This is a genomic window from Methylobacterium oryzae, assembly GCF_036441375.1.
Taxonomy (GTDB): domain Bacteria; phylum Pseudomonadota; class Alphaproteobacteria; order Rhizobiales; family Beijerinckiaceae; genus Methylobacterium; species Methylobacterium oryzae_A.
The window spans coordinates 1-23,121 of the sequence record NZ_MLCA01000002.1 but is presented as its reverse complement, the minus strand read 5'-3'; the positions used below and the strand labels follow the sequence as shown (position 1 = coordinate 23,121).

Sequence of the window (23,121 nt, the reverse complement as noted above, 5' to 3'; positions counted from 1 at the left end):
CACCGATGATCGTCGATCTGAACTGCGACATGGGCGAGGGCTTCGGCGTCTACCGCCTGGGCGACGATTCCGAGATGCTGACCGTGGCGACCTCGGCCAACATCGCCTGCGGCTTCCACGCCGGCGACCCGCTGGTGATGCACGAGACCCTGAGCCGCGCCGCCGCGAACGGCGTGCAGGCGGGCGCCCACCCGAGCTTCCTCGACCTCTGGGGCTTCGGCCGGCGGCCGATTCACGGCGAGCGCCCGGCCGACATCGAGAAGGCGGTCCTCTACCAGGTCGGCGCCCTCCTGGCGCTGGCGCAGGATGCCGGCTGCCCGGTGCGCCACGTGAAGACCCACGGGGCCATGGGCAACATGGCCAACGAGGATGCCGACCTCGCCCTGGCGGTGGCCCGGGCGATCCGCACCCTCGACCGCGACCTGATCTTCGTGGTGATGCCCGGCCTGGAGACCGAGCGGGCCGGCGAGAAACTCGGGCTGCCGATCGCGCGCGAGATCTACGCCGACCGCGCCTACGCGGATGACGGCACCCTGGTCTCGCGCAAGCTCCCCGGCGCCGTGCTGCACGATCCCGAATCCGTCTCGGCGCGCGTGGCGCGGATGCTGGAGGACGGGGCGATCACCTGCCTGTCCGGGCGGCGCATCCCGACGCGGATCGACACGGTCTGCGTCCACGGCGACACGCCCGGCGCCGTCGCCATGGCGCGCCGCCTGCGCGATGACTGCGCCGCCAAGGGGATCGCCCTGCGCCCGATGGCCGAGGTGCTCGGTGTCTGAGGCCGGCTACCGCCTCCTCGATAGCGGCGACCGGGCGCTGACGGTGGAGCTCGGCCGCGCGGTCGACCCGGCCCTCAACGCGCGGGTCATCGCCCTCGACGCGGCGCTCCGCGGCGCCGCCCGCCCCGGCCTCCTGGAGACCGTGCCGACCTACCGCTCGCTCCTCGTCCTCTACGATCCGGACCTGCTGCCCCGGGACGACCTCGTCGCGCTGATCGCCGCGCACTGGCCGCCACCGGACGGGGCGGCGGGGGCGCTGCGCCGCTGGCGGGTGCCGGTCCATTACGGCGACGAGCACGGCGCCGACCTCGCCGACCTCGCCGCCGGGGCCGGACTCAGCCCCGAGGAGGTGGTCGCGCTCCATGCCGGCCGCGACTACCGCGTCTACATGATCGGGTTCGCCCCCGGCTTCGCCTATCTCGGCGGCCTCGATCCCCGGCTCCACGCGAGCCGGCGCACCGATCCCCGGCCCAAGACCCCGGCGGGCAGCGTCTCGATCGGCGGCAACCAGACCGGCGTCTCGCCGCCCCTGGAGCTGCCGAGCGGCTGGCAGCTCATCGGCCGCACGCCCGCGCGCTCCTACGATCCGGCCCGGGCCGAGCCGTTCCTGTTCGCGGCCGGCGACCTGATCCGGTTCGAGCCGATCGACCGCGCCGCGTTCGATGCCCTCAGCGAGGCCGCCCGTGCCGGCGAGACCGTCGCCATCCTGGAGCGGATCGATGCCTGAGGGCCTGCGCGTCGTCGCCCCCGGCGTGTCCTCGACCCTGCAGGATGCCGGGCGGTCGGGCTACCTCCGCTACGGCATCTCGGGGTCCGGCGCGATGGATCCCGACCTGCTCGCCCTGGCCAACGGCCTCGTCGGCAACCCGCTCGACGCCGCGGTGATCGAGATGGCGATGGTCGGTCCGACCCTCGTCTGCGAGACGGAGACCTGCCGCGTCGCCCTCGCCGGGGCGCCGTTCGCCCTGAGCCTGAACGGCCGCGCCCTCGACCTGTTCACGGCCCACGACCTGCGGCGGGGCGACCGGCTCACCTTCGGCGCTCCGCGGCAGGGCCTGCGCGCCTGCCTCGCGGTCGCCGGGGGCTTCGCGGTCGCGCCGATGCTCGGCAGCGTCGCGACGCACACCCGCACCCGCCTCGGCGGCCTCGACGGCAACCCCCTTGCCGCGGGCGACCTNCTCGACGGCAACCCCCTTGCCGCGGGCGACCTGCTGCCCCTCGCCGCGCCCGCGCCCCGCGACCGTCCGCTGACCCTGCCGCCGCCCCACCGGCCGACCTTCGGCGGGCCGATCCGGGTCGTTCTCGGGCCGCAGGCCGACGGCTTCACCGCGGACGGCCTGCGGACCTTCCTCTCCGCGCCCTACACGCTCACGGCGCGGGCGGACCGGATGGGCTGCCACCTCGACGGGCCGCCGATCGCCCACGCGGACGGCTTCAACATCGTCTCCGACGGGATCGTGAACGGCTCGATCCAGGTGCCCGGCCACGGGCGCCCGCTGATCCTGCTCGCCGACCGCCACACCACCGGCGGCTACCCCAAGATCGCCACCGTGATCTCGGCGGATCTCGGCCGCTTGGCGCAGGTGCGGCCGGGCGAGACGATCCGGTTCGCGGCCGTCGCCGTCGCGGAGGCGCAGGCCATCGCCCGCGCGGCTCGAAGCGCTCTGGCCGCGCGGCTGGCGGCGCTGGTGCCGGCCGGCGGCGGCGCTCTCGACAGCGCGTTCCTGCTGTCCTGCAACCTCGTCGGCGGCGTCGTCTCGGCGCGCGTCCCCGATCCGGCGCCCTGACGGCGCCGCAACCCCCTCTCACCGAGCCCAGCAAGCAAGAGACCGTCGATGCTCACGCCGTTCCATCTCGCCTACCACGTCACCGACCTCGACGCGGCGCGCCGCTTCTACGGCGGCGTCCTCGGCTGCCGGGAGGGCCGCAGCACCGAGACCTGGGTCGATTTCGACTTCTTCGGCCATCAGATGTCGCTGCACCTGGGCGAGCCCTTCGCCACCACCCGGAGCGGGAAGGTCGGCGAGCACCTGGTGATGATGCCGCATCTCGGCGTGGTGCTGCCGCTCGACGCCTGGGAGGCGCTCGCCGGGCGCATCGAGGCGGCCGGCATCGCCTTCGACATCCCGCCGGTCATCCGCTTCGCCGGCGAGCCGGGCGAGCAGCGGACGATGTTCTTCTTCGACCCGAGCGGCAATCCGATCGAGATCAAGGGCTTCCGGGATCTGGCCGGCGTCTTCGCGCACTGACGCGCGCCCGCGCCCCTTGCAGCCACCCGTCGCCGGAGCGGCGACGGGCAGCTGGGCCGCACCGCTCGTCAGGCGCGCCGGGCGTTCCAGAAGACGAACTGGCCGTCGACCAAATCCTGAAGGTCGCGCCGGAAGGCCGTCCGGTAGAAGTACTGGCCGGTCGGCAGGTACGGCACGTCGCGCATCGCCAGGGTCTGCATCCGGGCCGCGATCGCCTTGCGCGCCGCTTGGTCCGGCGCCTCGATCCAGGCCTCGCGCAGGCTCTCCAGTTCGGGCAGGTCCGGCCAGCCGAAGAAGCCCTTCGGACCGCCGCAGCGCAGGACCTGCTCCACCACCGGGTTGGCCATGTCGAGGCCGGTCCAGGTCGTGTTGAAGATGTTCCAGCCGCCCTGGTCGGGGGGCGCCTTGCTGGCGCGGCGCGTGACCAGCGTGCCCCAGTCGGACACGACGTACTGCACGTTCATCCCCAGGCGCTGGAGCAGGTCGTGCATGATCTCGCCAAGGGCGCCGAGCACGGGGTTCTCGCTCGTCGACATGAGCACGACGCGCTCGCCCTTGTAGCCGGCCGCGACGAGGTCGCGCCTGGCCTTCGCGAGATCGCGCGGCCGGGTGAGCACGTCGAGGCCGGCATCGGTGGCCATCGCGGTCCCCGGCGTGAACAGGCCGACATCCTTGCGCCACAGCTTGGGATCGTCGCCGGCGGCGGCCGCCATGAAGTCCGCCTGCGACAGGGCCTCGAGGACCACGCGCCGGACCGCGGGCTTGTCGAAGGGCGGGTAGAGGTGATTCATGACGCCGGTGCCGAGGTTGCCGAGCGGCGAGGCGAGCTGCGTGGCGATCTGCGGGTGGGCCTGCAGCGTCGGCACGAGATCGCTGATCGGGTTCTCCCACCAGTCGACCTCGCCGTTCTGGAGGGCGGCGGCCGCGGTGCCGGGATCGGGCATGACCTGCCACTCGACCCGGTCGAAATGGACCCGCTTCGGCCCCGCCACCCAGGAGACGGGGCCGCCCTCGCGGGGCCGGTAATCCGGGTTGCGGTCGTAGACCACGCGGGCTCCGACGAGCCGCTCCTTGGTGTTGAACCGGAACGGCCCGGAGCCGATCAGTTCGGGGATCTGCTGGGCCGGGTCGGTGGCGGCGAGGCGCTCGGGCATGATGACGAGGACCGGCGGACCGAGCTTCGCCAGCGTCTCGAGCATCAGCCCGTAGGGCCGCTTCAGGCGGATGACGAAGGTGCGGTCGTCCGGCGCCTCCAGGGCGTCCGTGCGCGCCATCAGGGCCTGCCCGAGGCTGTCGCGCTGCGCCCACCGCCGGATCGACGCGACGCAGTCGCGGCCCCGCACCGGCTCGCCGTCGTGGAAGCTCAGGCCCTCGCGCAGCCGGAAGGTCCAGCGCCGCCCGTCCTCCTCGACCGTGTGGCCCTCGACCATCTGCGGCTGCGGCGTGAACTGCGCGTCGAGGCCGTAGAGCTGGTCGAACACCATGAGCGCGTGGTTGCGCGTGACGTAGGCGGTGGTCGTCACCGGATCGACGATGGTGAGGTCGGATTGCGGCACGAAGCGCAGGACGCTCGCCCGGTCACCCTGGGCCAGGGCCGGGCGCGCCGGCAGGAACGGCGCGGCGGCCGCGGCGGCGGCGCCGCCGAGGAAGGTTCGTCGCAGCATGGGGGTCACTCCTGGCGTTCCGGGTCAGGCGGGCGGGGACGGGTGCGCCGGGCGGGATCCCTCGCGAGGATGCCTTCTGCGGGCGCGCATTCCGCAGGAACACAACCTGCAAGCGCCGTTCCGCCCGGCCCGGTCACTGGGCGCGGACGGTCTCCTCGGCGCGCAGGCGCAGGGCCGCGCGGTCGATCTTGCCAGTCGAGGCGAGCGGCAGCGCCTCGACGAACCAGACCCGGCGGGGATGCTGGTAGGCGGGCGCTTGGGCGAGCGCGTGCTCCTTGAGGGCGGCCTCGTCGACGGCGGCGCCGGGCCGGCGGACCACGTAGGCGACGGGCTTGGTGCCCTTGATGGCGTCGTCCACGGGCACCACGCAGGCCTGGAGCACCGCGGGGTGGCGCTCCAGCACCAGCTCGACCTCGCCGGGAAAGATGTTCTCCCCGCCCGAGACGAACATGTCGTCGGTCCGCCCCAGGAAATAGTAGAACCCGTCCGCGTCGCGGCGGAACACGTCGCCGGTATCGTAGAACCCGTCCGGGGTGATCGGCACGGGGACGTCCGGCCGGTTGTGGTAGCCCAGCATGATCGCGGGGCTGCGCATCTGCAGGACGCCCGTCTCCGGCGCTTCCGGCCCGACGAGGCGCAAGTCCACCTCGGGATGCGGCGCGCCGACCGACGCGACCGGCGTCGGCAGGCCGTCCGGATGGTCGCCGAACACGACCGGGCCGCCCTCGGTGGTCCCGTAGGCGTTGAGAATGCGGGCATTCGGCAGGAGGGCGCGGATCTGCCGGGCGAGCGCGTCGTTGACCGGCGCCGAGCCCATCCGCACCGTCCGCACGCCGGTCAGGTCGGCCTCCGCCAGGAGATCCTGCTCCCGCAGCATCATGGCGATCATCGGGGGCACGGCGGTGAGCCACGTGCAGCGATGGCGGTCGATCGCCGCGATGTAGGCCCGCGCCTCGAACTGGGGCAGCAGCACCATCGTGGCGCCGGCCGCGCAGACGAGGAGCGCCAGGGCCAGCGCGTTCATGTGGTAGAGCGGCGCCGCGACGAGCAGCCGGTCGTCGCGCAGGTCCGTCTCCGCGGCGCGGGTTCGCGCCACCCAGAGGTGGCTCGCATGGCTCAGCCGCACGCCCTTCGGTCGCCCCGTGGAGCCGGAGGTGTAGAGGAACAGGGCCGCCTCGTCCGGCTCCGGGACGATCGGCACGAGGGGCCCGGGATCGAGCCAGGCCGCGAAGCCCTCCGGCCCGTCGTCGTCGAACCCGGCGACCCGGACGCCGGGGCCGAGCCCCGCGAGCATCGCCCAGCGCGGGCCGTCGCAGAGCACGAGCCGCGCCCCGGAATCGGCGAGCACGGCGGCGATCGTGGTCGGCGGGAACTTGTGATTGACCGGAACCGGGACCACGCCGGCCCGCATCGCGCCGAGCAGGGAAGCGACTGTGTCCGGCCGGTTGGCCGAGAGGATCGCGACCCGCTCGCCGCGCGCGATCCCGCCGCGCAGCAGGCCGCGGGCGAAGGCGTCGGCCCGGGCATCGAGGCCGGCGCGGGTCATCACCTCGGGCTCGGCATCGGCGGCGACACCGATGATGAGCGGCCTTTCCGGCGGCCCGGACCGGTCGACGAGATCGCCGAGATTGGTCGGCCCCTTGGACGCGCGCGTCATGGGGCCGCCCTGCACACGAGACGGAGGTCGAAGGCCGGTAGCGTCAGCGTGGCCGCGTCCGGCCCGTGCCGAACCCAGGCCGCTTCCGGGAGCGCGCCCGCGCGGGCTTCGAGGGCGTCGAGGCCGCGGAAGCGCAGGGTCAGGGCGGCGAAGCGCGCCGTCGCGCCCGGCACGATCGCGACCCGCGTCTCGCCCAGCCGGAGGGTCCAGCCGCCGCCCGTGGCCTCGGCCGCGGTGCCTGTCGCGGCGGCGTAGAGAGCGGCGTCAGCCTCCGGGGCCGGGCTCTCGATCCTCAGCGCGTCGATCCCCGAAAAACCGTTCGGATGGTCGAGCCATTCGGGGCGCCAGACGAGATCCGGGGTCAGGTGCTCGCAATGGTAGAGGCGGCCCGCCGGGAACCGGTCGGCCGGCACCCGCACCGTCCGGAACCGGGCCGCCGCCTCGCGGCCGTCGACGGTCACGGGGCGCGTGAAGGCGACGGGCGGGCCGGCCGCGAGCCCCGCCGCGGCGAGGCGGGCATGCGTCGCGTCGGCGTCCCGGCTCGCCACGACGAGCCCGTTCAGGCCGAACGGGCTGTCCAAGACGTCCTGCCGCTGCGGACCCGTCTCGGGCAGGCCGACGAGCTCTAGGTAGGGGCCCGCCGTCATCATCAGGTGGTTGACGGAGCCCAGCGAGTGGTGGCCGCGCGGCGTCAGGCGGAAGCCGAGGGCGGCGAACAGCTCCGCCGCCTCGTCCATCCGCCGCAGCACGTTGATCACCACGTGGTCGAGGGCCCTGTCCGCCGGGGCGGCGAGGTCCGGCCCTGTCATCTCGCCGGCGCCGTCATGTAGACGCCGCGGCCGCTCGCGAGCAGGCGCCCCTCCTCGTCGAGGATCTGCGCCTCCGCCACCGAGAGCTGGTTGCCGAACTTCACCACCGTGCCGCGGCAGGTGAGATCGCCCTGCATCGCGGCCCGGTGGTAATCGACCCGCAGGTCCACGGTGGGGACGCCCCGGCCGGTCTTGGAGACCAGCGCCCAGTCGGCGGTGAGATCGACGAGGGTCGCCAGGATGCCGCCGTGGACGTAGCCGCGCTCGGCGTTGACGACCCATTCCGGCCGCCACGTCGCCTTCAGCTCGATAGTGCCCGCGCCGACCGAGACGACGGAGAGGCCGAGCCACTGGTGGAAAGGGCCGCGCAGCAGCAGCGCCTCGACCTGCTCCTTGGTGAGGGGGATGTCGGACATGGCTTCGGGATCTCCTCGGGCGGGGCTGGGGGGCGACGACGCGCGATTGACCGGATCGGTTTCAGGGGGTGACGACGATCTTGCCCATGACCTCGCGGTCGCGGATCATCCGCAGGCCCTCGGCGGCCTCCTCGAGGGGCAGGAGCTTGTCGATGGTCGGCTTCAGCGTGCCGGCCTGGATCATGTCCATCAGGGCCGACAGGTTATCGTCGTAGAAGCTGTTCGAGCCGATCACCTTGAGCTCGAAGCTCCAGATGTAGCGGAGATCCTCCTTGGGATCGTGCCCCGCGGTGGCGCCGCAGACCAGCAGCGTGCCGCCGCGCTTCAGGCACTTGAGCGAGGGCACCCAGGTGTCGCCGCCGGTGAAGTTGATCACCACGTCGACCCCGCCCTCGTAGGTCCGGCGCTGCGGCTTGCCGTACTGCTGGATCGCCCACTTGGAGAAGTCGGTCTCGCGGTAGTTGACGACATGGTCGGCCCCGAGCGCCTTGAGCGCCGCCATCTTCTCCGCGCTGCCCGCGCAAGCGATCACCTCGGCGCCGAGCTGCTTGGCCAGCATCACGCAGCCGGTGCCGACGCCGCCGCTGGCGCCGAGGATCAGGACCTTGTCGCCGGCCTTCACGGTGTTGTGGGTGATCAGCATGCGGTGGGCCGTGCCGTAGGCCACTGGCAGCGAGGCGGCGTCCGCGTAGCTCACGTCCGGCGGCATCGCGATGAGCTGGCCCGTCGAGACCCGGCAGTACTCGGCCATGCCGCCGTCGAGCATCTCGCCCATCAGGCCCTTGGCCTTGTTGAGCGGGTTGACCAGCACCCGGTCGCCGACGCGCCACTCCGTGACGCCGTCGCCGAGCTCGACGATCTGCCCGGCCATGTCGAGGCCGATTACCACGGGCATCGGCACCTTGATGCCGGGCATGCCCTTCACGGTGAACACGTCGTGGTAGTTGAACGAGGATGCGCCGACCCGGATCAGGACCTCGCCCGGGCCGGGGGACGGCCTCGGATAGTCGTTCACCACCTTCAGCGTGTCGATGTCGCCGTGCGCCTCCAGCACGAGCGCCTTCATCGTCTGAGCCATCGTGGAAACCCTCTTCTGCAGGTCGGAAAGGCTACGGGATCGACTTCGACCGCTCGTAAGGGCCGGGGACCAGGGCCGTGTCCGGCAGGCTGCCCTGGACGGCGCCGACCGCCTTAAACACGTCGAACTCCCGCTTCAGCGAGGCGATGTCGGCGGGCTCCAGGCTGACCGTGTAGATGCCGTCCCAGAGGCCCGCGTAGGCCGCGGCGTCGGCGTCGCTCAGGTTCGCGGCCGCCTTCAGGATCTTGGCCACGCCGGGCTTGTCGGCCTGGCCGAAAGCGTAGGCCTTGCGCATCGCGGCCACGACCTTGGCGGGCGCGTCCGGATTCTGCGTCATCCAGGCATTGCGCATCAGGCCGACGCCGAGGACCGGCGGCGCGTCCTGTTGGGTGAGGCGCCTCCACTCCTCCCGGAAGGTGCCGAGCCGGCGCAGCTTCACGTCCGGCAGGAGCGCGAGGGTCACGGTGCGCAGGGCCGCGGCGTCGATGTCCTTCTGGACGAGGAATTGCGCCAGCCGGGAATCGTTGCCGGGGACGGCCTGGTAGTCGGCGGGCTTGAGGCCGTGATTGGTCTCCAAGATCGCCGCCGCGATGGCGGCGGTGCCGCTGCCGGCCGGCGAGGTGCCGATCTTCCTGCCCCTGAGGTCGGCCATCGTCTTGATCGGCGAGTCCTCCGGAACGACGAAGTCGAGGTCGGCCACCTGGGTCGCGAGGACGATGCTCATCGGCAGGCCGTCGGCGGTTACGCTCAGCGCCGTCCCGGCGCTCGCCGCGATCGCGAAATCGATCGCCCCGGCGGCCATGGCCTTGGTCGGCGCGTTCACGTCCGGGAACTTGACGTACTCGACCGTCAGGCCCTCCTTCTCCATGAACTTGCCGGCCTCCAGCACGGCGCCGAAGCCGAGGCTGATGCCCGAGCTCCAGTAGCCGATGCGCACCGTCTCGGCGCGCGCGAGGCCGGGCAGGCCGACCGCGCAGAGCGCGGCGACGGCGAGGGCGCCGATTCGTTTCAAGGCGTTCTCCAGGAGCTGCGATGGGAGGACGTGCGGCGGGCGTGTCCCCGGCTGGCGCCGGCCGTCACGGCTGCGCCACCTTCTTCCAGGCGAACAGGCGCTGCTCGGCCGGCTTCAGGACGAGCGTCTCGAGCCCGATCATCAGGGCGACGAGGGTGAGGGTCCAGGCGAAGACCTGGTCGGTCTGGACGAGGTCCGCCGCCTGCCGGAGGCGGTAGCCGATGCCGCTGCTCGCCCCCAGCGACTCCGCCACGAGGACGACCCGGGCCCCGAAGCCGATGGCGAGGCGCGCGCCCGAGAAGAAGGCGGGAAGGATCGTCGGCAGGTAGATCTTGGTCAGCACCTTGCGGCGCGGCATGCGGAAGGTGCGGGCGAGCTCCAGATGCTCGGCGCTGACCGTGCGCGTGCCTTGCCAGACGTTGGTCAGGATCAGCGGCATCGCGGTCATGAACACCACGAAGATCGTGGTCCAGTTCGAGAGACCGAACCAGATCAGCGCGAAGATCGCCCAGATCGCCGACGAGACGGTGTTGGTCACCGTCAGCACCGGCTCGAAGAACCGGCCGAGGCGGGGGCTCGCACCGAGCAGCAGGCCGAGCGGCAGGCCCACCAGGGCCGCGAAGGCGAGGCCGGCGCCGATCCGGCCCAAAGTGATGCCGAGATCGGCGGCGAAGCTCGGCGTGGCGACGAGGCCGAGCCACGCGTGCCAGACCCGCGCGGGGCTTGGCAGGACGAAGCTCGGCGCGTGCAGCGACCCGAGCTGCCACGCGGCCAGTGCCAGCGCGAGCAGGGCGAACCGCTGCAGGAGCAGGCCGGCCCGACGCCCGGCGCCGGACGTCCGCGTCCGCCGGATCAGGCGCGGCGGGGTCTTCACGAGCATCGCGCGCTCGCGGCGGAGAGGCTGATGCGCAGGCGCCGGACCTCCTCGGCGACCTCCGTCGAGAGCGGGTCGCGGGGGTACGGCAGATCGATCGCCCGGACGGTGCCGATCCGCCCCGGCCGCGGGTGCAGGACGACCACCTGGCTCGCCAGCACCACCGCCTCCTCCACGTCGTGCGTGACGAAGACCAGGGTCATCGCCCGCAGGCCGGCGATGCGCAGCAGCTCCGCGTGCATCTGCGCGCGGATCTCGGGATCGAGCTTCGAGAACGGCTCGTCGAGGAGCAGGATCCGGGGCTCGGTGACGAGGCTGCGCGCGAGCGCCACCCGGCTGCGCATGCCGCCCGACAGCTCGTGCGGGTAGGCGTCGCGGAAAGCTTCGAGCCCGACGAGACGCAGGGTCTCGTCGACCCGCCGGGCCCGCTCCGCCCGGCCCATGGGCCCGGCCTCGAGACCGAAGGCGACGTTCTGGGCGGCCGTTCGCCAGGGCAGCAGCCGGTCCTCCTGGAACATGTAGGTCATGGCCCGCCAGTCGCGGAAAGCGTGCGACGGGATGCCGTTCAGGAGGACGGCGCCCTGGTCGGGCTCGACCAGCCCGGCGATCATGTTCAGGAGGGTGCTCTTGCCGCAGCCCGACGCGCCCAGGATCGCGACGATCGCGTGCTGCGGGATCGCGATGTCGACAGCGTCGAGGACGTGGAGCGGCCCGCCCTCGCGCCGGTCGAACCACTTGCTGACCTGGTCGAGCTCGACGGCGTTCACGGCTCGCCCCCGTCGGCCCGGTTCGGTCGCACCGGCGCCACCACCGCGGTGTCGCGCAGGCTGGCGATGACCTTCTCCATCGTCATGGCCCGGAAGGTCTCGACGTGGCGGCGCGACACCAGGGCGGCGCTGTCGGCGTCGCCGGCCACCAGATGCTCGATCATCGCGGTGTGGTCGTTCGCGATGTTCGGCCGGACACCCTGCACGCCGAAGCCGAGGGCGACGAGGCGGGTCATCTCGTCGAGGAGGCCCGACAGCGTCCGATACAGGCGCCCGTTCCCCGAAGCCGCGGCGATCGCGAGGTGGAAGCCCCGGTTGGCCTCCAGGAAGAAGTCGATCTGGTTGCCCATCTCCACCGTGATCTTGCGGCGGCAGGCCTGCTCCAGGCGCTCCAGATGCGCCCGGTTCACGCGGCCGGCGGCGCCCCGTGCCGCGAGGGGCTCGAGCTCCATCCGCAGCGCGAAGACCTCGTCAACGTCCTTCACGGTCACTGGGCTGACCCGGTAGCCGTGCCGTGGCATCGAGCTGACGAAGCCTTCCTGGGCCAGGCGCTGGAGCGCGATCCGGCAGCTCGCCTTCCCGATCTCGAACCGCTCCATCACCTCGGCCTCGGTGAAGCGCGTGCCGGGCAGGAGGCGGCAGGCGACGATCTCGCGCCGCATCAGGTCGTAGGCCTGGTTGCCCTTGCGCGTGGCGTCGGGGACGGCGAGCACCGTCGCCGTCGGGCGATCCGGCCGGGACCTGTCATCGCGCGTCGTCATGGCACCTCGCTGTTCAGGCATTGAGGCTCCCACAGCATGCTGTGAGCTGCTCACCGTAGGCAGGACATGTGCCAACCCCACGCCGGTCCGGTCGCGCGCGGCGAGCATCGGCGCACGAAACGTCGGCCGGCAGTCGACATTCGTCGTGCGGTAGGAAGCTCAGACGCGCCGTGTGATCAGATCAGCGCGACCTGTGGGCATTCCATGCCGTATTTATGCGCAACGGGCTCGCGTCCTGTAAATGGAACGCGCGTCCAATTTTCCCGAAGGTGTTGGAAGGAGAGCGCTCTCGAAGCGTCTAGGAGCAGTACAAACTGGTTTTTCTTTGAGCAGGCGCGCGTGTTCGCGGCTTCCTCGGCGATGCCCTAGACGATGTCGGGCTGGCCTCTCCGGTGCTCGTGCCCCGCGATGACGCGGCGCAGGAGCCGGGTCAGGGTGTCCTGCTCCGAAGCGGTGAGGGCCTCGACGGTCAGCGCGTGCGCGGCCCGCGCCGCCGGCTCCATCGCGCCGTGGAGCGCGGCCCCCGCCTCCGTCAGCCGGCAGATCTGCGCGCGGCGGTCGTGGGGTGAGGTCGTTCGGCTCACCAGACCGCGGGCCGCGAGGCGCTTCAGGGCGCCGGTCGTCGTCGTCCGGTCCAGGGCGACCGCGCTCGCGAGCGTCGTCTGATCGGCCTCCTCCAGGTCGCGCAGCAGCGAGAGCAGGCTGTACTGGAGCGGGGTGACGCGAAACGCGGCACAGCGTTCGGCGAAGAGGCTGACGTGGATCTGATGCATGCGCCGGGCGAGGAAGCCGGGGCGCTCGGCCAGGGGCCAGTGCCGCACGTCCGCCGCCGCGTCCGTTGCCTCGTTCGCCGCCCCTGCCGCGGCCCCCGCCTCCGCCGATCCCGCAGCGAATCGGGTGTCCGGGACCTCATCCATCGTCCGCCTCCGCAGAACGGTTCCAGCCTTGGCACGCGGCGTGCAACGCCGGAATACGAAGCATGCTTCGCTTTTGGCAAGGGCGAGGCCGGCGCGCGCCGGCCGGGACCACGAGGTCGACATGGACAATCGCCGCTATGATCTGGTTCTGCGGGGCGGGCGGGTGATCTGCCCAGCCTCCGGCATCGACGGCATCCGCGACGTGGCGGTGCAGGACGGGCGCATCGCCGCCTTGGCGGAGACGATCCTGCCCTCGGCCGCCGCCGAGGTGGTCGACGTCGCGGGCAAGCTCGTCCTGCCCGGCATGATCGACACCCATGCCCACGTCTACCAGTACGTCACCGGCCGGTTCGGCCTGAACCCCGACATGGTCGGCGTGCGCTCGGGCGTGACCACGGTGGTGGACCAGGGCGGCCCGTCCTGCATGACCCTGCCGGGCTTCCGCCACTTCATCGCCGAGCGTTCGGAGACGCAGGTCCTCGCCTTCCTGTCGGCCTACCTCGTCGGCGGCCTGGAGGGGCATTTCTACCCGAACCTCTACAGCCCAGACGGCGTCGACATCGACGCCACCGTGAAGTCGGCCACCGAGAACCGCGACCTCGTGCGCGGCATCAAGGGGCACGCCGAGATCGGCGGCTTCGCCCGCTGGGGCATCAAGGTGATGGAGATGGCCGCCGAGATCAGCCGACGCGCCGACCTGCCGCTCTACGTGCATTTCGGCCAGCTCTGGGGCCTGCCGGAATCGGGCGCCAACGGCGAGGATGCCGACACCATCGTCGAGCGGGTGATCCCGCTGCTGCGGCCGGGTGACGTGCTGGCCCATCCCTTCACCCGCCACCCGGGCGGCTTCATCAACGAGCAGGGCGAGGTCCACCACATCATCCGCCGGGCCATGGAGGCCGGGCTGAAGGTCGATGTCGGCCACGGCAGCCACTTCTCCTATCGCGTCGCCCGCGCCTCGCTGCCGGCCGGCGTGATCCCCTACACGCTGGGCGCCGACATGCACGGCTACAACACCGAGGTGCCTCAACCCGCCGGCACCCCGGACGAGCACCACGACGACGAGAACCACCCGTTCCTCGGGCAGGCCCGGTTCAGCCTCACCCAGGCGATGAGCTCGATGATGGCGCTCGGCATCCCGCTGGAGGACGTGGTGCCGATGGTGACGTCGCACCCGGCCGAGATGCTGCGCATGGGCGACCGGATCGGTGCCCTCAAGGTCGGCTACGCGGCCGACGTGTCGGTGCTGCACGACGATCGCGGCCGCTTCCTGCTGCGCGACAACGAGGACACGCGGGTGATCGCCGACCGCCTGCTGCGCCCGGCCTTCTGCCTGCGCGCGGGGAAGCGCTTCGAGGCCGACTCACCGATCCTGCCCCAGGCGATCGCGGCCTGAGGTGGCGCCGGTGCCCGCCTTCGTCCTCGACGACCCGACCCCGCCGGACCCGCGCCGCCGCTGGGACAGCCTGGACTTCGCGGCCCGGGGTGCCTGCTACGACAACAACGCGGGCGTGCCCGACAGCCCCGCGCAGGTCGCGGCCCGCAACGCGGCCTCCGCGACCTACCGCGCGGCGCACCCGGCCGGCCTCGACATCCCGTATGCCGCGGGGGACCGCACCGCCTTCGATCTCTACCCGGCGGCGGACGCGCGGGCCCCGTGCCTCGTCTTCGTCCACGGCGGCTACTGGCAGCGCAACGCCCGGGCCGACTTTGCCTGCTTCGCGGAGGGGCTGAACGCCGCCGGCTGGTCGGTGGCGATGCCGGGCTACACCCTGGCGCCCGAGGCGAGCCTCACCGGCATCGTCGCCGAGATCGGGGCCGCGCTCGACTGGCTCGCCGGGCAGGGGGCGGCGCGCGGGATCGGCGGCCCGATCGTCCTCTCCGGCTGGTCCGCGGGGGCGCAGCTCGCCGCCCTCCATCTCGGCCATCGGGCCGTCGCGGCGGTCCTGGCGATCTCCGGCGTCTACGACCTCGCGCCGCTCCGCGAGACCTACCTGAACGAGAAGCTCGGCCTGACCGACGGGGAGATCGAGACCCTGTCGCCGCTGCGGCTGCCGGTCACGCCGAAGCCCATGACAGTCGCCTACGGCAGCCGGGAGCTGCCCGCCCTCGTCCGCGACGCGCGCAACCTCCACGCCCTGCGCGGCGCCGCCCACGCGCCGGGCGCCCTGCTGCCGGTGCCGGGCGCCGACCACTTCTCGATCCTCGACGGGTTCCGCCGGCCCGACGGCCTCCTGGTCCGCGCCGCGCAGGATCTTCTCGGAGGTCCGCGATGAGCCGCGAGGGCGTCGGGGCTCCCCTGCCCCGCAAGGAGGACGACCGCCTGATGCGCGGGCGTGGCCAGTATGTCGGCGACCTCCGGTTGCCGGGGATGCAGGACGTGGCCTTCGTGCGCAGCCCGCTCGCCCATGCCCGGATCCGCGCCGTCCACGTGCCGGAGGCCTACCGCGACCGCGTCTTCACCGCCGCCGACCTCGACGGCGTGCTGCCGATCCGCGCCGTCTCGGGGCTGCCGGGCTTCAAGGTCTCCGAGCAGCCGGTGCTCGCCACCGGCAAGGTCCGGCAGGTGGGCGAGCTCGTCGCGATGTGCGTCGCTCCGACCCGCGCCGAGGCCGAGGACATCGCCGCCGCCGTGGTGCTCGACCTGGAGGAATTGCCGGCCGTCCACGACATGCTGGCCGCGCGCGAGCCCGGCTCCGCCCTCGTCCACGAGCACTGGGGCGACAACGTCTTTCTGGAGACGCTGGTCGACGTCGGTATCGAGAGCGCCCTCGACGCGCCGATCAAGGTCAGCCGCACCATCTCGACGGGGCGCCAGTGCATGGCGCCGATCGAGGGCCGCGGCACCGTGGTGCAGCTCGATCACCGCCTCGACCAGCTCGTGGTCCACACCGCGAGTCAGATGCCGCACATCGTGCGCAACGGCCTCTCCGAATGCCTCGGGATCGAGCAGGGCCGCATCCGCATCGTCTCGCCGGATGTCGGCGGCGGCTTCGGCTACAAGGCGATCCTGCTCGCCGAGGACGTGGCCCTCGCCTGGCTCGCGCTCCGCTGCGGCCACCCGGTCCGCTGGCTGGAGGACCGGCGCGAGCACCTGACCTCCAACGCCAATTGCCGCGAGCACCATTACCGCATCACCGCCTACGCGGAGCGGGACGGAAGGCTGCGCGGCATCGACTGCGAGGCCACGGTCGATTCCGGCGCCTACTCGGCCTACCCGTTCTCGGCCTGCCTGGAGGCCGCGCAGGTCGCCAGCATCCTGCCGGGACCCTACGACTTCCCGGCCTATCGCTGCCGGACATGGTCGGTGGCGACCAACAAGTGCCCGATCCTGCCCTACCGGGGGGTGGCGCGCACGGGCGTCTGCTTCGCCCTGGAACTGGTGCTCGACGCCGTCGCCCGCGCGGCGGGGATCGCGCCCGAGGCGGTGCGCGAGCGGAACCTCGTGCGGCCCGAGCAGATGCCGTTCGAGAACATCACGAAGAAGCACTTCGACAGCGGCGACTACCCGGAGGCCCTGGCCCGGGCGCTGAAGGCCGTCGACGTGGACGCGATCCGCGCCCGCCAGCGTCAGGGCGAGCCGGACGGGCGCCGGATCGGCCTCGGCCTCGCGATCTACTGCGAGCAGGCCGCGCACGGCACCTCGGTCTACTCGGGCTGGGGGATTCCGATGGTGCCCGGCCACGAGCAGGCGAGCGCCCGCCTGACCCCGGACGGCGGCCTGGAGCTGCGCATCGGCGCCCATTCCCACGGCCAGGGCCTGGAGACGACGCTGGCCCAGGTCGCCCACGAGATCCTGGGCGTCCCGGTGGCGCGCACCCGCCTCGTCCACGGCGACACCGCCATGACTCCCTACTCCACCGGCTCCTGGGGCTCCCGAGTGATGGTGATGGCGGGCGGCGCGGTTGCGGCGGCCTGCGAGGAACTGCGGGCCCGGGCCGTGCGGATCGGCGCCCACCTGCTCCAGGCGCGGCCCGACGCGTGCCGGTTCGAGGGCGGCCACGTCGTCGGCCCCACGGGCGACGTGCCGCTGGAGGCCATCGCCCGCACTTGGTACCGGCGCCCGCAGGATCTCGCGCCCGACACCGATCCCGGGGGTCTCGAGGTCACCGCCGGCTACAAGCCGGTGCGCGATTCCGGCACCTTCTCGTACGCGGCGCACGCGGCCGTGGTGGCGGTCGACCCCGATCTCGGTGCGGTCGAGATCCTCGACTACGTCATCGTCGAGGACGGCGGCACGCTGGTGAACCCCCTCGTGGTCGACGGCCAGATCTACGGCGGCCTCGCCCAGGGGATCGGCACGGCCCTGTTCGAGGAGATGCGCTTCGACGCCCGCGGCCAGCCGCTCGCCTCGACCTTCGCCGACTACCTCCTGCCCGGCGCCGCCGACGTGCCGATGGCCCGCATCGACCACATGGAGACGCCCTCGCCCTACACGCGCTTCGGCCAGAAGGGCATCGGCGAGGGCGGCGCCATCGCGCCGCCGGCGGCGCTCGCCAACGCGGTCAACGACGCGCTGGCGCCGCTCGGCGTCGAGCTGCTGCACTCGCCCGCCACCCCCCGGCGGATCGTGGAGGCGGTGCTCGCCACCCGCGCCCCCGCCGTGACCGCGCGGGAGGCCGCATGAAGCCCGCCGCCTTCGCCTGGGAGCGCCCCGACAGCCTGCCCGCGCTGCTGGCGCGCCTCGCCGAGGCTCCCGCGGGCGTGAAGCTGATCGCGGGGGGCCAGTCCATCGGGCCGATGCTGAACCTGCGCCTCGTCGAGCCCGCCCTCATCCTCGACATCACCGGCGTGCCCGAGCTCCGGACCGCGCGGGTCGAGGGCGACACGCTCGTGCTCGGGGCCTGCGTCACCCACGCCGATATCGAGGACGGGCGCGTCCCGGATCTCACCGGTGGCGCGCTGCGGCGGGTCGCGGCCGCGATCGCCTACCGGCCCGTGCGCAACCGCGGCACGGTCGGCGGCAGCCTCGTCCACGCCGACCCGGCCGCCGACTGGGTGAGTGCCCTGACGGCCCTCGGCGCCGAGGTCGAGATCGCGGGTCGGAACGGGCGTCGCACCGTGCCGCTGGAGCGCTTCGTGACCGGCGCCCTCGCGGTCGCCCTCGGTGCGGCCGAGATCCTGGTCGCGGTGCGCGTCCCGGCGCTGCCGGCGGGCGCGGCCTGGGGCTACGTCAAGCACTGCGCGAAGATCGGCGAGTTCGCCCACGCCATCGGGGCCGTGCGCCTCGAGCCCGACGCCGGCCTCGGTCGGGCCGTGATCGGCGCGGTCGAGGGGCCGCCCGTGCTCCTGGCCGACGCCCGCCCGCTCTTCGGCGGCCGCATCGGCGCCGACTTCGCCGCGCGCTTCGACGCCGGCGCCGCCGACCTCGCGCTGCGGGAGGCCGGCATGGCCGACACGGTCGAGCGACACATCCACGTCACCGTCCTGAGCCGCGCGGTGGCCGCGGCGGCCGCGCCCGAACCCCGATCCAACACCCTTCCGGAGGCCGCATGAGCGCCGCGCTGGCCGAACCCGGGCCGTCCCGCATGGCCCTGGCGCTGACGGTGAACGGCCGCGCCGTGCGGGTCGCGGCCGAGCCGCGCAGCCATCTCGGCGACGTCTTGCGCGACGGGCTCGACCTCACCGGCACGCATCTGGGCTGCGAGCACGGCGTCTGCGGCGCCTGCACCGTACTCCTCGACGGCGAGCCGGCCCGCGCCTGCCTGACGTTCGCGGGCGCCTGCGCGGGCGCCGCCGTCACGACGATCGAGGGGCTCGACGCGGACGCGATCGCGGGCGAGCTGCGGGCCGCCTTCAACCGCGAGCACGCGCTCCAGTGCGGCTACTGCACGCCCGGGATGCTGGTGGCCGCCCGCGACTTAGTCCTGCGGCTGCCCGAGGCCGACGAGCGGCGGATCCGGGTCGGCCTGTCGGGCAACCTGTGCCGCTGCACAGGCTATGCCGGCATCGTCCGGGCCGTGATGGCGGTGATCGCGGACCGGCGCGGGCGCGGCATCCCCCCGGAGACCGGTGCGGCGCGGCCGCTCGGCCCGGTCGGCGCCCGGATCGGCGACGCGGCTTTCGCGCCCCTGGAATCGCCGGCGGATCGGATCGCCCCGGCGGCGCCCGCGGCCGTCGCGGACCTGTCCGACGCGTTCACGCCGGCCCACGGCTTCACGCAGGTGCTCGACCTCCCCCACCCGCCGGAGGCCGTCTTCGCCCTGCTGGGCGACATCGCGGCGGTCGCCGCCTGCCTGCCGGGCGCGGTGCTGACCGCACGGCCCACCGCCGACACAATGGAGGGCGGCCTGCAGGTGCGGATCGGGCCGATCGGCCTCGTTGACGAGCTGGCGCTGCGTGAACCCCCGCCGGGACAGGATGATGCGCCGTCCGGTCCGTCGGAGATCGACTCCATCCGCGGCGAGCCGTTGGAGGATCCTGTCCCGCACGGCGGCGAGGATATCCTGCGGCCAGATCGCGTCGTAGATCGGAAGCCTCGAGGCCCGGCTCTCCGGCGTCGCCGCGCCGGCGCCCGCCGGTCTCAACCCGCTCCGCCTGCTCCTCGGCCTCGCCCGCGCGCGCCTCGCGGCGTGGTTCGGCCGCGCCTGATCCCCTTCCGCCTCAATCCACCGGAGACAAGCGAATGCCCAGCAGGTTCACCCTCACGACCGCGATCCTGCTGGCGCTGACGGCGACAGGCGCCCGGGCGGACGCGATCCGCATCGGGGTCAACGAGCCCCTGACCGGGCCGTTCGCGGCCTCCGGCACCTACGTGGTCAACGGCGCCAAGATCGCCGCCGACGAGATCAACGCCAAGGGCGGTGTCCTCGGCAAGTCGATCGAGCTCGTGATCGAGGACAACAAGAGCAACCCGACCGAGGCCGCCGCCGTCGCCGAGAAGCTGATCACCAGCGACAAGACCCCGGTGATGATGGGCGCCTGGGGCTCCAGCCTGACGCTCGCCGTGATGCCCAAGCTCGCGGATTACGAGACGCCGATGCTGGTCGAGACCTCCTCGTCCGGCAAAATCACGACCTCCGGCAACCCCTACGTGTTCCGGATCTCGCCGCCTTCGTCGCTCGAGGCCGCGACCTTCGCGCCGATGGTCGACCGCCTCGGCATGAAGAAGGTCGACTTCCTCGTCCTCAACAACGATTTCGGCCGCGGCGCCGCGACCGATTTCGGCAAGATGCTCAAGGACAAGGGCGTCACGGTCGGCCTCGTCGAGACCATGGACCAGGGCGCGCAGGACATGAGCGCCCAGCTCGCCAAGCTGAAGGCGTCGGATTCCGACACGATCATGATCACGAGCTCGGTCGATCAGCTCGTGCTGCTGTTCAAGCAGATGGCGGCGCTCGGCCTGAAGAAGCGGGTCATCACCACCGGCGGATCCCAGAACCCGGACCAGATCATCGCCCAGGCCGGCGCGGCCGCCGACGGCACGATGCACCTCACGACCTTCCTGCCCTGGTCGCCCGACAAGACGCCGGACCCGAAGGCCACCGAGGCGTTCATCGCCGCGTGGAAGAAGCGCGGCTTCGACTTCGCCGGCGTCACCGAGAGCTTCCGCGGCTACGACGGCATCCGCGCGATCGCCCACGCCATCGAGAAGGCGGGGTCGGCCGATCCGGCCGCGATCACCAAGGCCTTCTGGTCGGTCGACTTCGTCGGGCTCAACGGGCCGATCCGCTTCGCCAAGGCCGGCCCCGCCGGGAAGGAGAGCGGCCAGAGCAAGCCCGACGTCTACCTCATCGAGATCAAGGACGGGAAAGTAATCGTGCCGGCGCTGTGAGCGCCTCCGGACCGGCGGCCCGACGCCGGTCCCCTCGCCCGTCAACCGGCCCCGGGCCGGGGCGCACCCTCGGAGGCCGCCCGTGAACGAACTGATCCAGCACCTCGTCAACGCGCTCATCCTCGGCGGCACCTACGCGCTGCTGGGGATCGGCCTGACGCTGATCTTCGGGATCATGAACGTCGTGAACTTCACCCACGGCGCGCTCTACACGGTCGGCGCCTACGTGATGTACTTGGCCGTCGCGGCGCTCGGGCTGAACTTCTTCCTGGCTCTGCCGGTGGCGATCCTCGGCGGGCTCCTGCTCGGGGCCGCGATCGAGTTCGTGCTGCTGCGCCCGTTCCGGGGCTCGGACATCGACACCACCATGCTGGTGATGATCGGCGCCGGGATCATCCTGCAATCGGGCACGCTCTGGACTTTCGGCGGCGTCGCCAAGGCGATCCCGTCGCCGTTCCCCGAGGCGCCGCTCCAGGTCGGCCCGGTCTCGGTGTCGTGGCTGCGGCTGTTCGTGCTCGGGGCGGCGCTGGCCCTGATCGCGCTCACCTACGCGCTGATTAACCGGACCAAGCTCGGGCTCGCCATGCGCGCCGCGTTCCAGGATTCCGACACGGCGGCGCTGATGGGCGTCGACGTCCGCCGGATCTACACCGCCACCTTCGCGCTCGGCTCGTCGCTCGCCGCGGCCGCCGGCGCGCTCCTCGGTCCGGTCTACGTGGTGTTCCCGCAGATGGGCGGCCTCGCCGAGCTCAAGGCCTTCGCTATCGTCATCCTGGGCGGGCTCGGCAACGTCACCGGCGCGGCGATCGGCGGCTTCATCCTGGCGCTCGCCGAGGAGCTGGGCGCCGGCTACGTCTCCTCCGGCTACCGGGACGCGATGGGCTTCCTGATCATCATCGCGGTCCTGCTCTACAAGCCCACCGGGCTGTTCGCGAAGGCGGAGCGCATCGGATGAACCGGCTCCTCCCCCTCGCCCTGCTCGCCGGCCTCGTCGCCCTGCCCCTGGGGCTCGGCGCCAACCCCTACCTCCTCAACGCGCTGATCGTGACGGGCATCCTGACGATCGGCGCCATGAGCCTGAACCTGCTCCTCGGCTTCACCGGGCAGCTCAGCCTCGGCCACATCGCGTTCTTCGGGATCGGCGCCTATGTCAGCGCGCTGACGAGCCTCGGCTTCGACGTGGATCTCGGCTTCGGGATCCGGGCGGTCCACGAGCCCTGGCCGGCGGCAGTCGGCCTCCTGCTGGCGACGGTGGCGGCCGGCGGCTGCGGCTACCTGATCGGGCGGCTCTCCTTCCGGGTCCGGGGCGCCTACTTCGTGATCGTGACGATCTCGTTCGCCGAGGTCGTGCGGCTCGTGGCGCTCAACTGGGTGGAGCTGACGCAGGGTCCGCTCGCGCTCACCAACATACCCGCCATCACCCTCGGCCTGCCGGGGCTCGGGATGTGGACCCTCAAGACCAAGCTCCAGAACTACTACCTCGTGCTGGCCATGGGGACGCTCTGCTACGGCGCGATCGCCCGCTTGGTCGGCGGACGCTTCGGCCGGGCGATGCGGGGCCTCAAGGAGAACGAGCCGCTGGCGCTCTCGGTCGGCATCAACGCCACCCGCACGCTGACGGTGGCGGCGGTGATCTCGGCCGCGATGGCCGGCGCGGCGGGCAGCCTCTACGCCCATTACCTGCGGATCATCGATCCCGACGTGTTCCTGTTCGCCACCACGGTCAGCATGGTCATCATGGTCGTGGCGGGCGGCAAGGGCACCCTGATGGGGCCGGTCGTCGGCGGCCTGATCTTCGGCCTGCTGCCGGTGGCGCTCCGCCCGGTCATGGCGCCGGAGGCGCAGTGGATCGTCTACGGCCTCGTGCTGATCGTGATCCTGTTCGTGATGCCGCGGGGCATCGTGCCGGGACTGGCGGCGCTGCTCGGCCGCCGGCCGGCCCCGGCCGCGCCCGTCCTCGAGGTCAATCCAGCGGTGCAGCGATGAGCGCGATCCTCTCGGTCGAGCATGTCGGGGTCCGCTTCGGCGGTCTCGTCGCCATCGCCGACCTGCATTTCGACGTCCACGCAGGCGAGATCGTCAGCCTGATCGGCCCGAACGGGGCCGGCAAGACCACCGCCTTCAACGTGATGACGGGCTTCCTCAAGCCCAGCCAGGGAGACGTTCGCTTCCGCGGCACATCCCTGAAAGACCTGTCGCCGCACGCGATCACGCGGCTCGGCCTCGCCCGGACATTCCAGCGCACCAGCGTCTTCCCGGACGACACGGTGTTCGACAACGTGATGATCGGCCTGCACCGGATGGGCGCCGCGGCGGGCCGCGTGCCGGTTCTCGACGCCCTCCTCGGCCGCGCGGCGGCTGCCG

22 protein-coding genes and 1 pseudogene are annotated in these 23,121 nt (G+C 72.5%); 13 read left to right on the top strand and 10 right to left on the bottom strand.

Annotated features, from left to right (window positions below):
- The first annotated feature begins 5 nt into the window (after positions 1 to 5).
- The 4 genes from MOTC310_RS08455 (at position 6) to MOTC310_RS08440 (ending at position 3,028) form a co-directional block, all read left to right on the top strand.
- On the top strand, positions 6 to 779 hold the full coding sequence (locus MOTC310_RS08455; RefSeq protein WP_331292633.1) for a LamB/YcsF family protein: 774 nt from the start codon (positions 6 to 8) through the stop codon (positions 777 to 779).
- Positions 772 to 1,506, top strand: a complete 735-nt coding sequence (gene pxpB / locus MOTC310_RS08450) for a 5-oxoprolinase subunit PxpB (RefSeq protein ID WP_331301501.1) — start codon at positions 772 to 774, stop codon at positions 1,504 to 1,506. The genes MOTC310_RS08455 and pxpB overlap by 8 nt, the downstream gene beginning before the upstream one ends.
- Positions 1,499 to 2,566 (top strand): 5-oxoprolinase subunit C family protein, encoded by a 1,068-nt coding sequence (locus MOTC310_RS08445; protein WP_331301500.1) that lies wholly within the window; start codon positions 1,499 to 1,501, stop codon positions 2,564 to 2,566. The genes pxpB and MOTC310_RS08445 overlap by 8 nt, the downstream gene beginning before the upstream one ends.
- 48 nt (positions 2,567 to 2,614) lie before the next feature.
- Entirely contained in the window at positions 2,615 to 3,028 is a 414-nt protein-coding gene (locus MOTC310_RS08440) for a VOC family protein (protein WP_331301499.1), read from the top strand.
- 68 nt (positions 3,029 to 3,096) lie between these two features.
- Here MOTC310_RS08440 and MOTC310_RS08435 read toward each other — a convergent pair whose 3' ends face one another.
- The 10 genes from MOTC310_RS08435 to MOTC310_RS08390 form a co-directional block, all read right to left on the bottom strand.
- Positions 3,097 to 4,692, bottom strand: a complete 1,596-nt coding sequence (locus tag MOTC310_RS08435; RefSeq protein WP_331301498.1) for an ABC transporter substrate-binding protein — start codon at positions 4,690 to 4,692, stop codon at positions 3,097 to 3,099.
- Positions 4,693 to 4,825: 133 nt separating this feature from the next.
- Complete coding sequence (locus MOTC310_RS08430) at positions 4,826 to 6,349, bottom strand: class I adenylate-forming enzyme family protein (RefSeq protein ID WP_331301497.1); 1,524 nt, start codon at positions 6,347 to 6,349, stop codon at positions 4,826 to 4,828.
- Positions 6,346 to 7,158: a VOC family protein gene (locus MOTC310_RS08425; protein ID WP_331301496.1), complete on the bottom strand. Its 813-nt coding sequence runs from the start codon at positions 7,156 to 7,158 to the stop codon at positions 6,346 to 6,348. The genes MOTC310_RS08430 and MOTC310_RS08425 overlap by 4 nt, the downstream gene beginning before the upstream one ends.
- Entirely contained in the window at positions 7,155 to 7,574 is a 420-nt protein-coding gene (locus tag MOTC310_RS08420; RefSeq protein WP_331292627.1) for a PaaI family thioesterase, read from the bottom strand. Before MOTC310_RS08420 ends, MOTC310_RS08425 begins: the two co-directional genes overlap by 4 nt.
- Positions 7,575 to 7,635: 61 nt before the next feature.
- Positions 7,636 to 8,652: a quinone oxidoreductase family protein gene (locus tag MOTC310_RS08415; RefSeq protein WP_331292626.1), complete on the bottom strand. Its 1,017-nt coding sequence runs from the start codon at positions 8,650 to 8,652 to the stop codon at positions 7,636 to 7,638.
- Positions 8,653 to 8,683: 31 nt separating this feature from the next.
- Positions 8,684 to 9,664, bottom strand: a complete 981-nt coding sequence (locus tag MOTC310_RS08410; RefSeq protein WP_331292625.1) for an ABC transporter substrate-binding protein — start codon at positions 9,662 to 9,664, stop codon at positions 8,684 to 8,686.
- A gap of 64 nt (positions 9,665 to 9,728) precedes the next feature.
- Positions 9,729 to 10,544: an ABC transporter permease gene (locus tag MOTC310_RS08405; RefSeq protein ID WP_331292624.1), complete on the bottom strand. Its 816-nt coding sequence runs from the start codon at positions 10,542 to 10,544 to the stop codon at positions 9,729 to 9,731.
- The gene (locus tag MOTC310_RS08400; protein ID WP_331292623.1) at positions 10,535 to 11,305 is read right to left on the bottom strand and encodes an ABC transporter ATP-binding protein; all 771 of its coding nucleotides are present in this window, start codon (positions 11,303 to 11,305) and stop codon (positions 10,535 to 10,537) included. The genes MOTC310_RS08405 and MOTC310_RS08400 overlap by 10 nt, the downstream gene beginning before the upstream one ends.
- Positions 11,302 to 12,066 (bottom strand): GntR family transcriptional regulator, encoded by a 765-nt coding sequence (locus MOTC310_RS08395; protein ID WP_331301495.1) that lies wholly within the window; start codon positions 12,064 to 12,066, stop codon positions 11,302 to 11,304. The genes MOTC310_RS08400 and MOTC310_RS08395 overlap by 4 nt, the downstream gene beginning before the upstream one ends.
- A 365-nt stretch (positions 12,067 to 12,431) precedes the next feature.
- Positions 12,432 to 12,983, bottom strand: coding sequence for a MarR family winged helix-turn-helix transcriptional regulator (locus MOTC310_RS08390; RefSeq protein WP_331292621.1), 552 nt, complete (start codon positions 12,981 to 12,983; stop codon positions 12,432 to 12,434).
- A gap of 121 nt (positions 12,984 to 13,104) precedes the next feature.
- Here MOTC310_RS08390 and MOTC310_RS08385 point away from each other — a divergent pair, with 121 nt between their 5' ends.
- The 9 genes and pseudogenes from MOTC310_RS08385 to MOTC310_RS08345 all read left to right on the top strand — a co-directional run.
- On the top strand, positions 13,105 to 14,379 hold the full coding sequence (locus MOTC310_RS08385; RefSeq protein WP_331292620.1) for an amidohydrolase/deacetylase family metallohydrolase: 1,275 nt from the start codon (positions 13,105 to 13,107) through the stop codon (positions 14,377 to 14,379).
- A 10-nt stretch (positions 14,380 to 14,389) separates the two neighbouring features.
- The gene (locus MOTC310_RS08380; protein ID WP_331301494.1) at positions 14,390 to 15,259 is read left to right on the top strand and encodes an alpha/beta hydrolase; all 870 of its coding nucleotides are present in this window, start codon (positions 14,390 to 14,392) and stop codon (positions 15,257 to 15,259) included.
- Positions 15,256 to 17,610 (top strand): xanthine dehydrogenase family protein molybdopterin-binding subunit, encoded by a 2,355-nt coding sequence (locus MOTC310_RS08375; RefSeq protein ID WP_331301493.1) that lies wholly within the window; start codon positions 15,256 to 15,258, stop codon positions 17,608 to 17,610. Before MOTC310_RS08380 ends, MOTC310_RS08375 begins: the two co-directional genes overlap by 4 nt.
- Entirely contained in the window at positions 17,607 to 18,479 is an 873-nt protein-coding gene (locus MOTC310_RS08370; RefSeq protein WP_331301492.1) for an FAD binding domain-containing protein, read from the top strand. The genes MOTC310_RS08375 and MOTC310_RS08370 overlap by 4 nt, the downstream gene beginning before the upstream one ends.
- Positions 18,476 to 19,574, top strand: a pseudogene (locus tag MOTC310_RS08365) (2Fe-2S iron-sulfur cluster-binding protein). The gene MOTC310_RS08370 and the pseudogene MOTC310_RS08365 overlap by 4 nt, the downstream one beginning before the upstream one ends.
- 34 nt (positions 19,575 to 19,608) lie before the next feature.
- Positions 19,609 to 20,757 (top strand): ABC transporter substrate-binding protein, encoded by a 1,149-nt coding sequence (locus MOTC310_RS08360; protein ID WP_331292643.1) that lies wholly within the window; start codon positions 19,609 to 19,611, stop codon positions 20,755 to 20,757.
- An 82-nt stretch (positions 20,758 to 20,839) separates the two neighbouring features.
- Complete coding sequence (locus MOTC310_RS08355; protein WP_331292616.1) at positions 20,840 to 21,712, top strand: branched-chain amino acid ABC transporter permease; 873 nt, start codon at positions 20,840 to 20,842, stop codon at positions 21,710 to 21,712.
- The gene (locus tag MOTC310_RS08350; protein WP_331292615.1) at positions 21,709 to 22,743 is read left to right on the top strand and encodes a branched-chain amino acid ABC transporter permease; all 1,035 of its coding nucleotides are present in this window, start codon (positions 21,709 to 21,711) and stop codon (positions 22,741 to 22,743) included. Before MOTC310_RS08355 ends, MOTC310_RS08350 begins: the two co-directional genes overlap by 4 nt.
- Positions 22,740 to 23,121 (top strand): ATP-binding cassette domain-containing protein (locus MOTC310_RS08345; RefSeq protein ID WP_331301490.1); only part of this gene is annotated, 382 nt, incomplete at its 3' end. The genes MOTC310_RS08350 and MOTC310_RS08345, both read left to right, overlap by 4 nt.

Excerpts from the sequence above, each read along its gene's own strand:
- MOTC310_RS08440 (WP_331301499.1), top strand. The coding sequence starts at position 2,615 with ATGCTCACGCCGTTCCATCTCGCCTACCACGTCACCGACCTCGACGCG.
- MOTC310_RS08385 (WP_331292620.1), top strand. The coding sequence starts at position 13,105 with ATGGACAATCGCCGCTATGATCTGGTTCTGCGGGGCGGGCGGGTGATC.
- MOTC310_RS08405 (WP_331292624.1), bottom strand. The coding sequence starts at position 10,544 with ATGCTCGTGAAGACCCCGCCGCGCCTGATCCGGCGGACGCGGACGTCC.
- MOTC310_RS08390 (WP_331292621.1), bottom strand. The coding sequence starts at position 12,983 with ATGGATGAGGTCCCGGACACCCGATTCGCTGCGGGATCGGCGGAGGCG.
- MOTC310_RS08395 (WP_331301495.1), bottom strand. The coding sequence starts at position 12,066 with ATGACGACGCGCGATGACAGGTCCCGGCCGGATCGCCCGACGGCGACG.
- MOTC310_RS08360 (WP_331292643.1), top strand. The coding sequence starts at position 19,609 with ATGCCCAGCAGGTTCACCCTCACGACCGCGATCCTGCTGGCGCTGACG.
- MOTC310_RS08370 (WP_331301492.1), top strand. The coding sequence starts at position 17,607 with ATGAAGCCCGCCGCCTTCGCCTGGGAGCGCCCCGACAGCCTGCCCGCG.
- MOTC310_RS08375 (WP_331301493.1), top strand. The coding sequence starts at position 15,256 with ATGAGCCGCGAGGGCGTCGGGGCTCCCCTGCCCCGCAAGGAGGACGAC.
- MOTC310_RS08455 (WP_331292633.1), top strand. The coding sequence starts at position 6 with ATGATCGTCGATCTGAACTGCGACATGGGCGAGGGCTTCGGCGTCTAC.
- MOTC310_RS08425 (WP_331301496.1), bottom strand. The coding sequence starts at position 7,158 with ATGACAGGGCCGGACCTCGCCGCCCCGGCGGACAGGGCCCTCGACCAC.
- MOTC310_RS08350 (WP_331292615.1), top strand. The coding sequence starts at position 21,709 with ATGAACCGGCTCCTCCCCCTCGCCCTGCTCGCCGGCCTCGTCGCCCTG.
- MOTC310_RS08435 (WP_331301498.1), bottom strand. The coding sequence starts at position 4,692 with ATGCTGCGACGAACCTTCCTCGGCGGCGCCGCCGCCGCGGCCGCCGCG.
- MOTC310_RS08430 (WP_331301497.1), bottom strand. The coding sequence starts at position 6,349 with ATGACGCGCGCGTCCAAGGGGCCGACCAATCTCGGCGATCTCGTCGAC.
- MOTC310_RS08420 (WP_331292627.1), bottom strand. The coding sequence starts at position 7,574 with ATGTCCGACATCCCCCTCACCAAGGAGCAGGTCGAGGCGCTGCTGCTG.
- MOTC310_RS08415 (WP_331292626.1), bottom strand. The coding sequence starts at position 8,652 with ATGGCTCAGACGATGAAGGCGCTCGTGCTGGAGGCGCACGGCGACATC.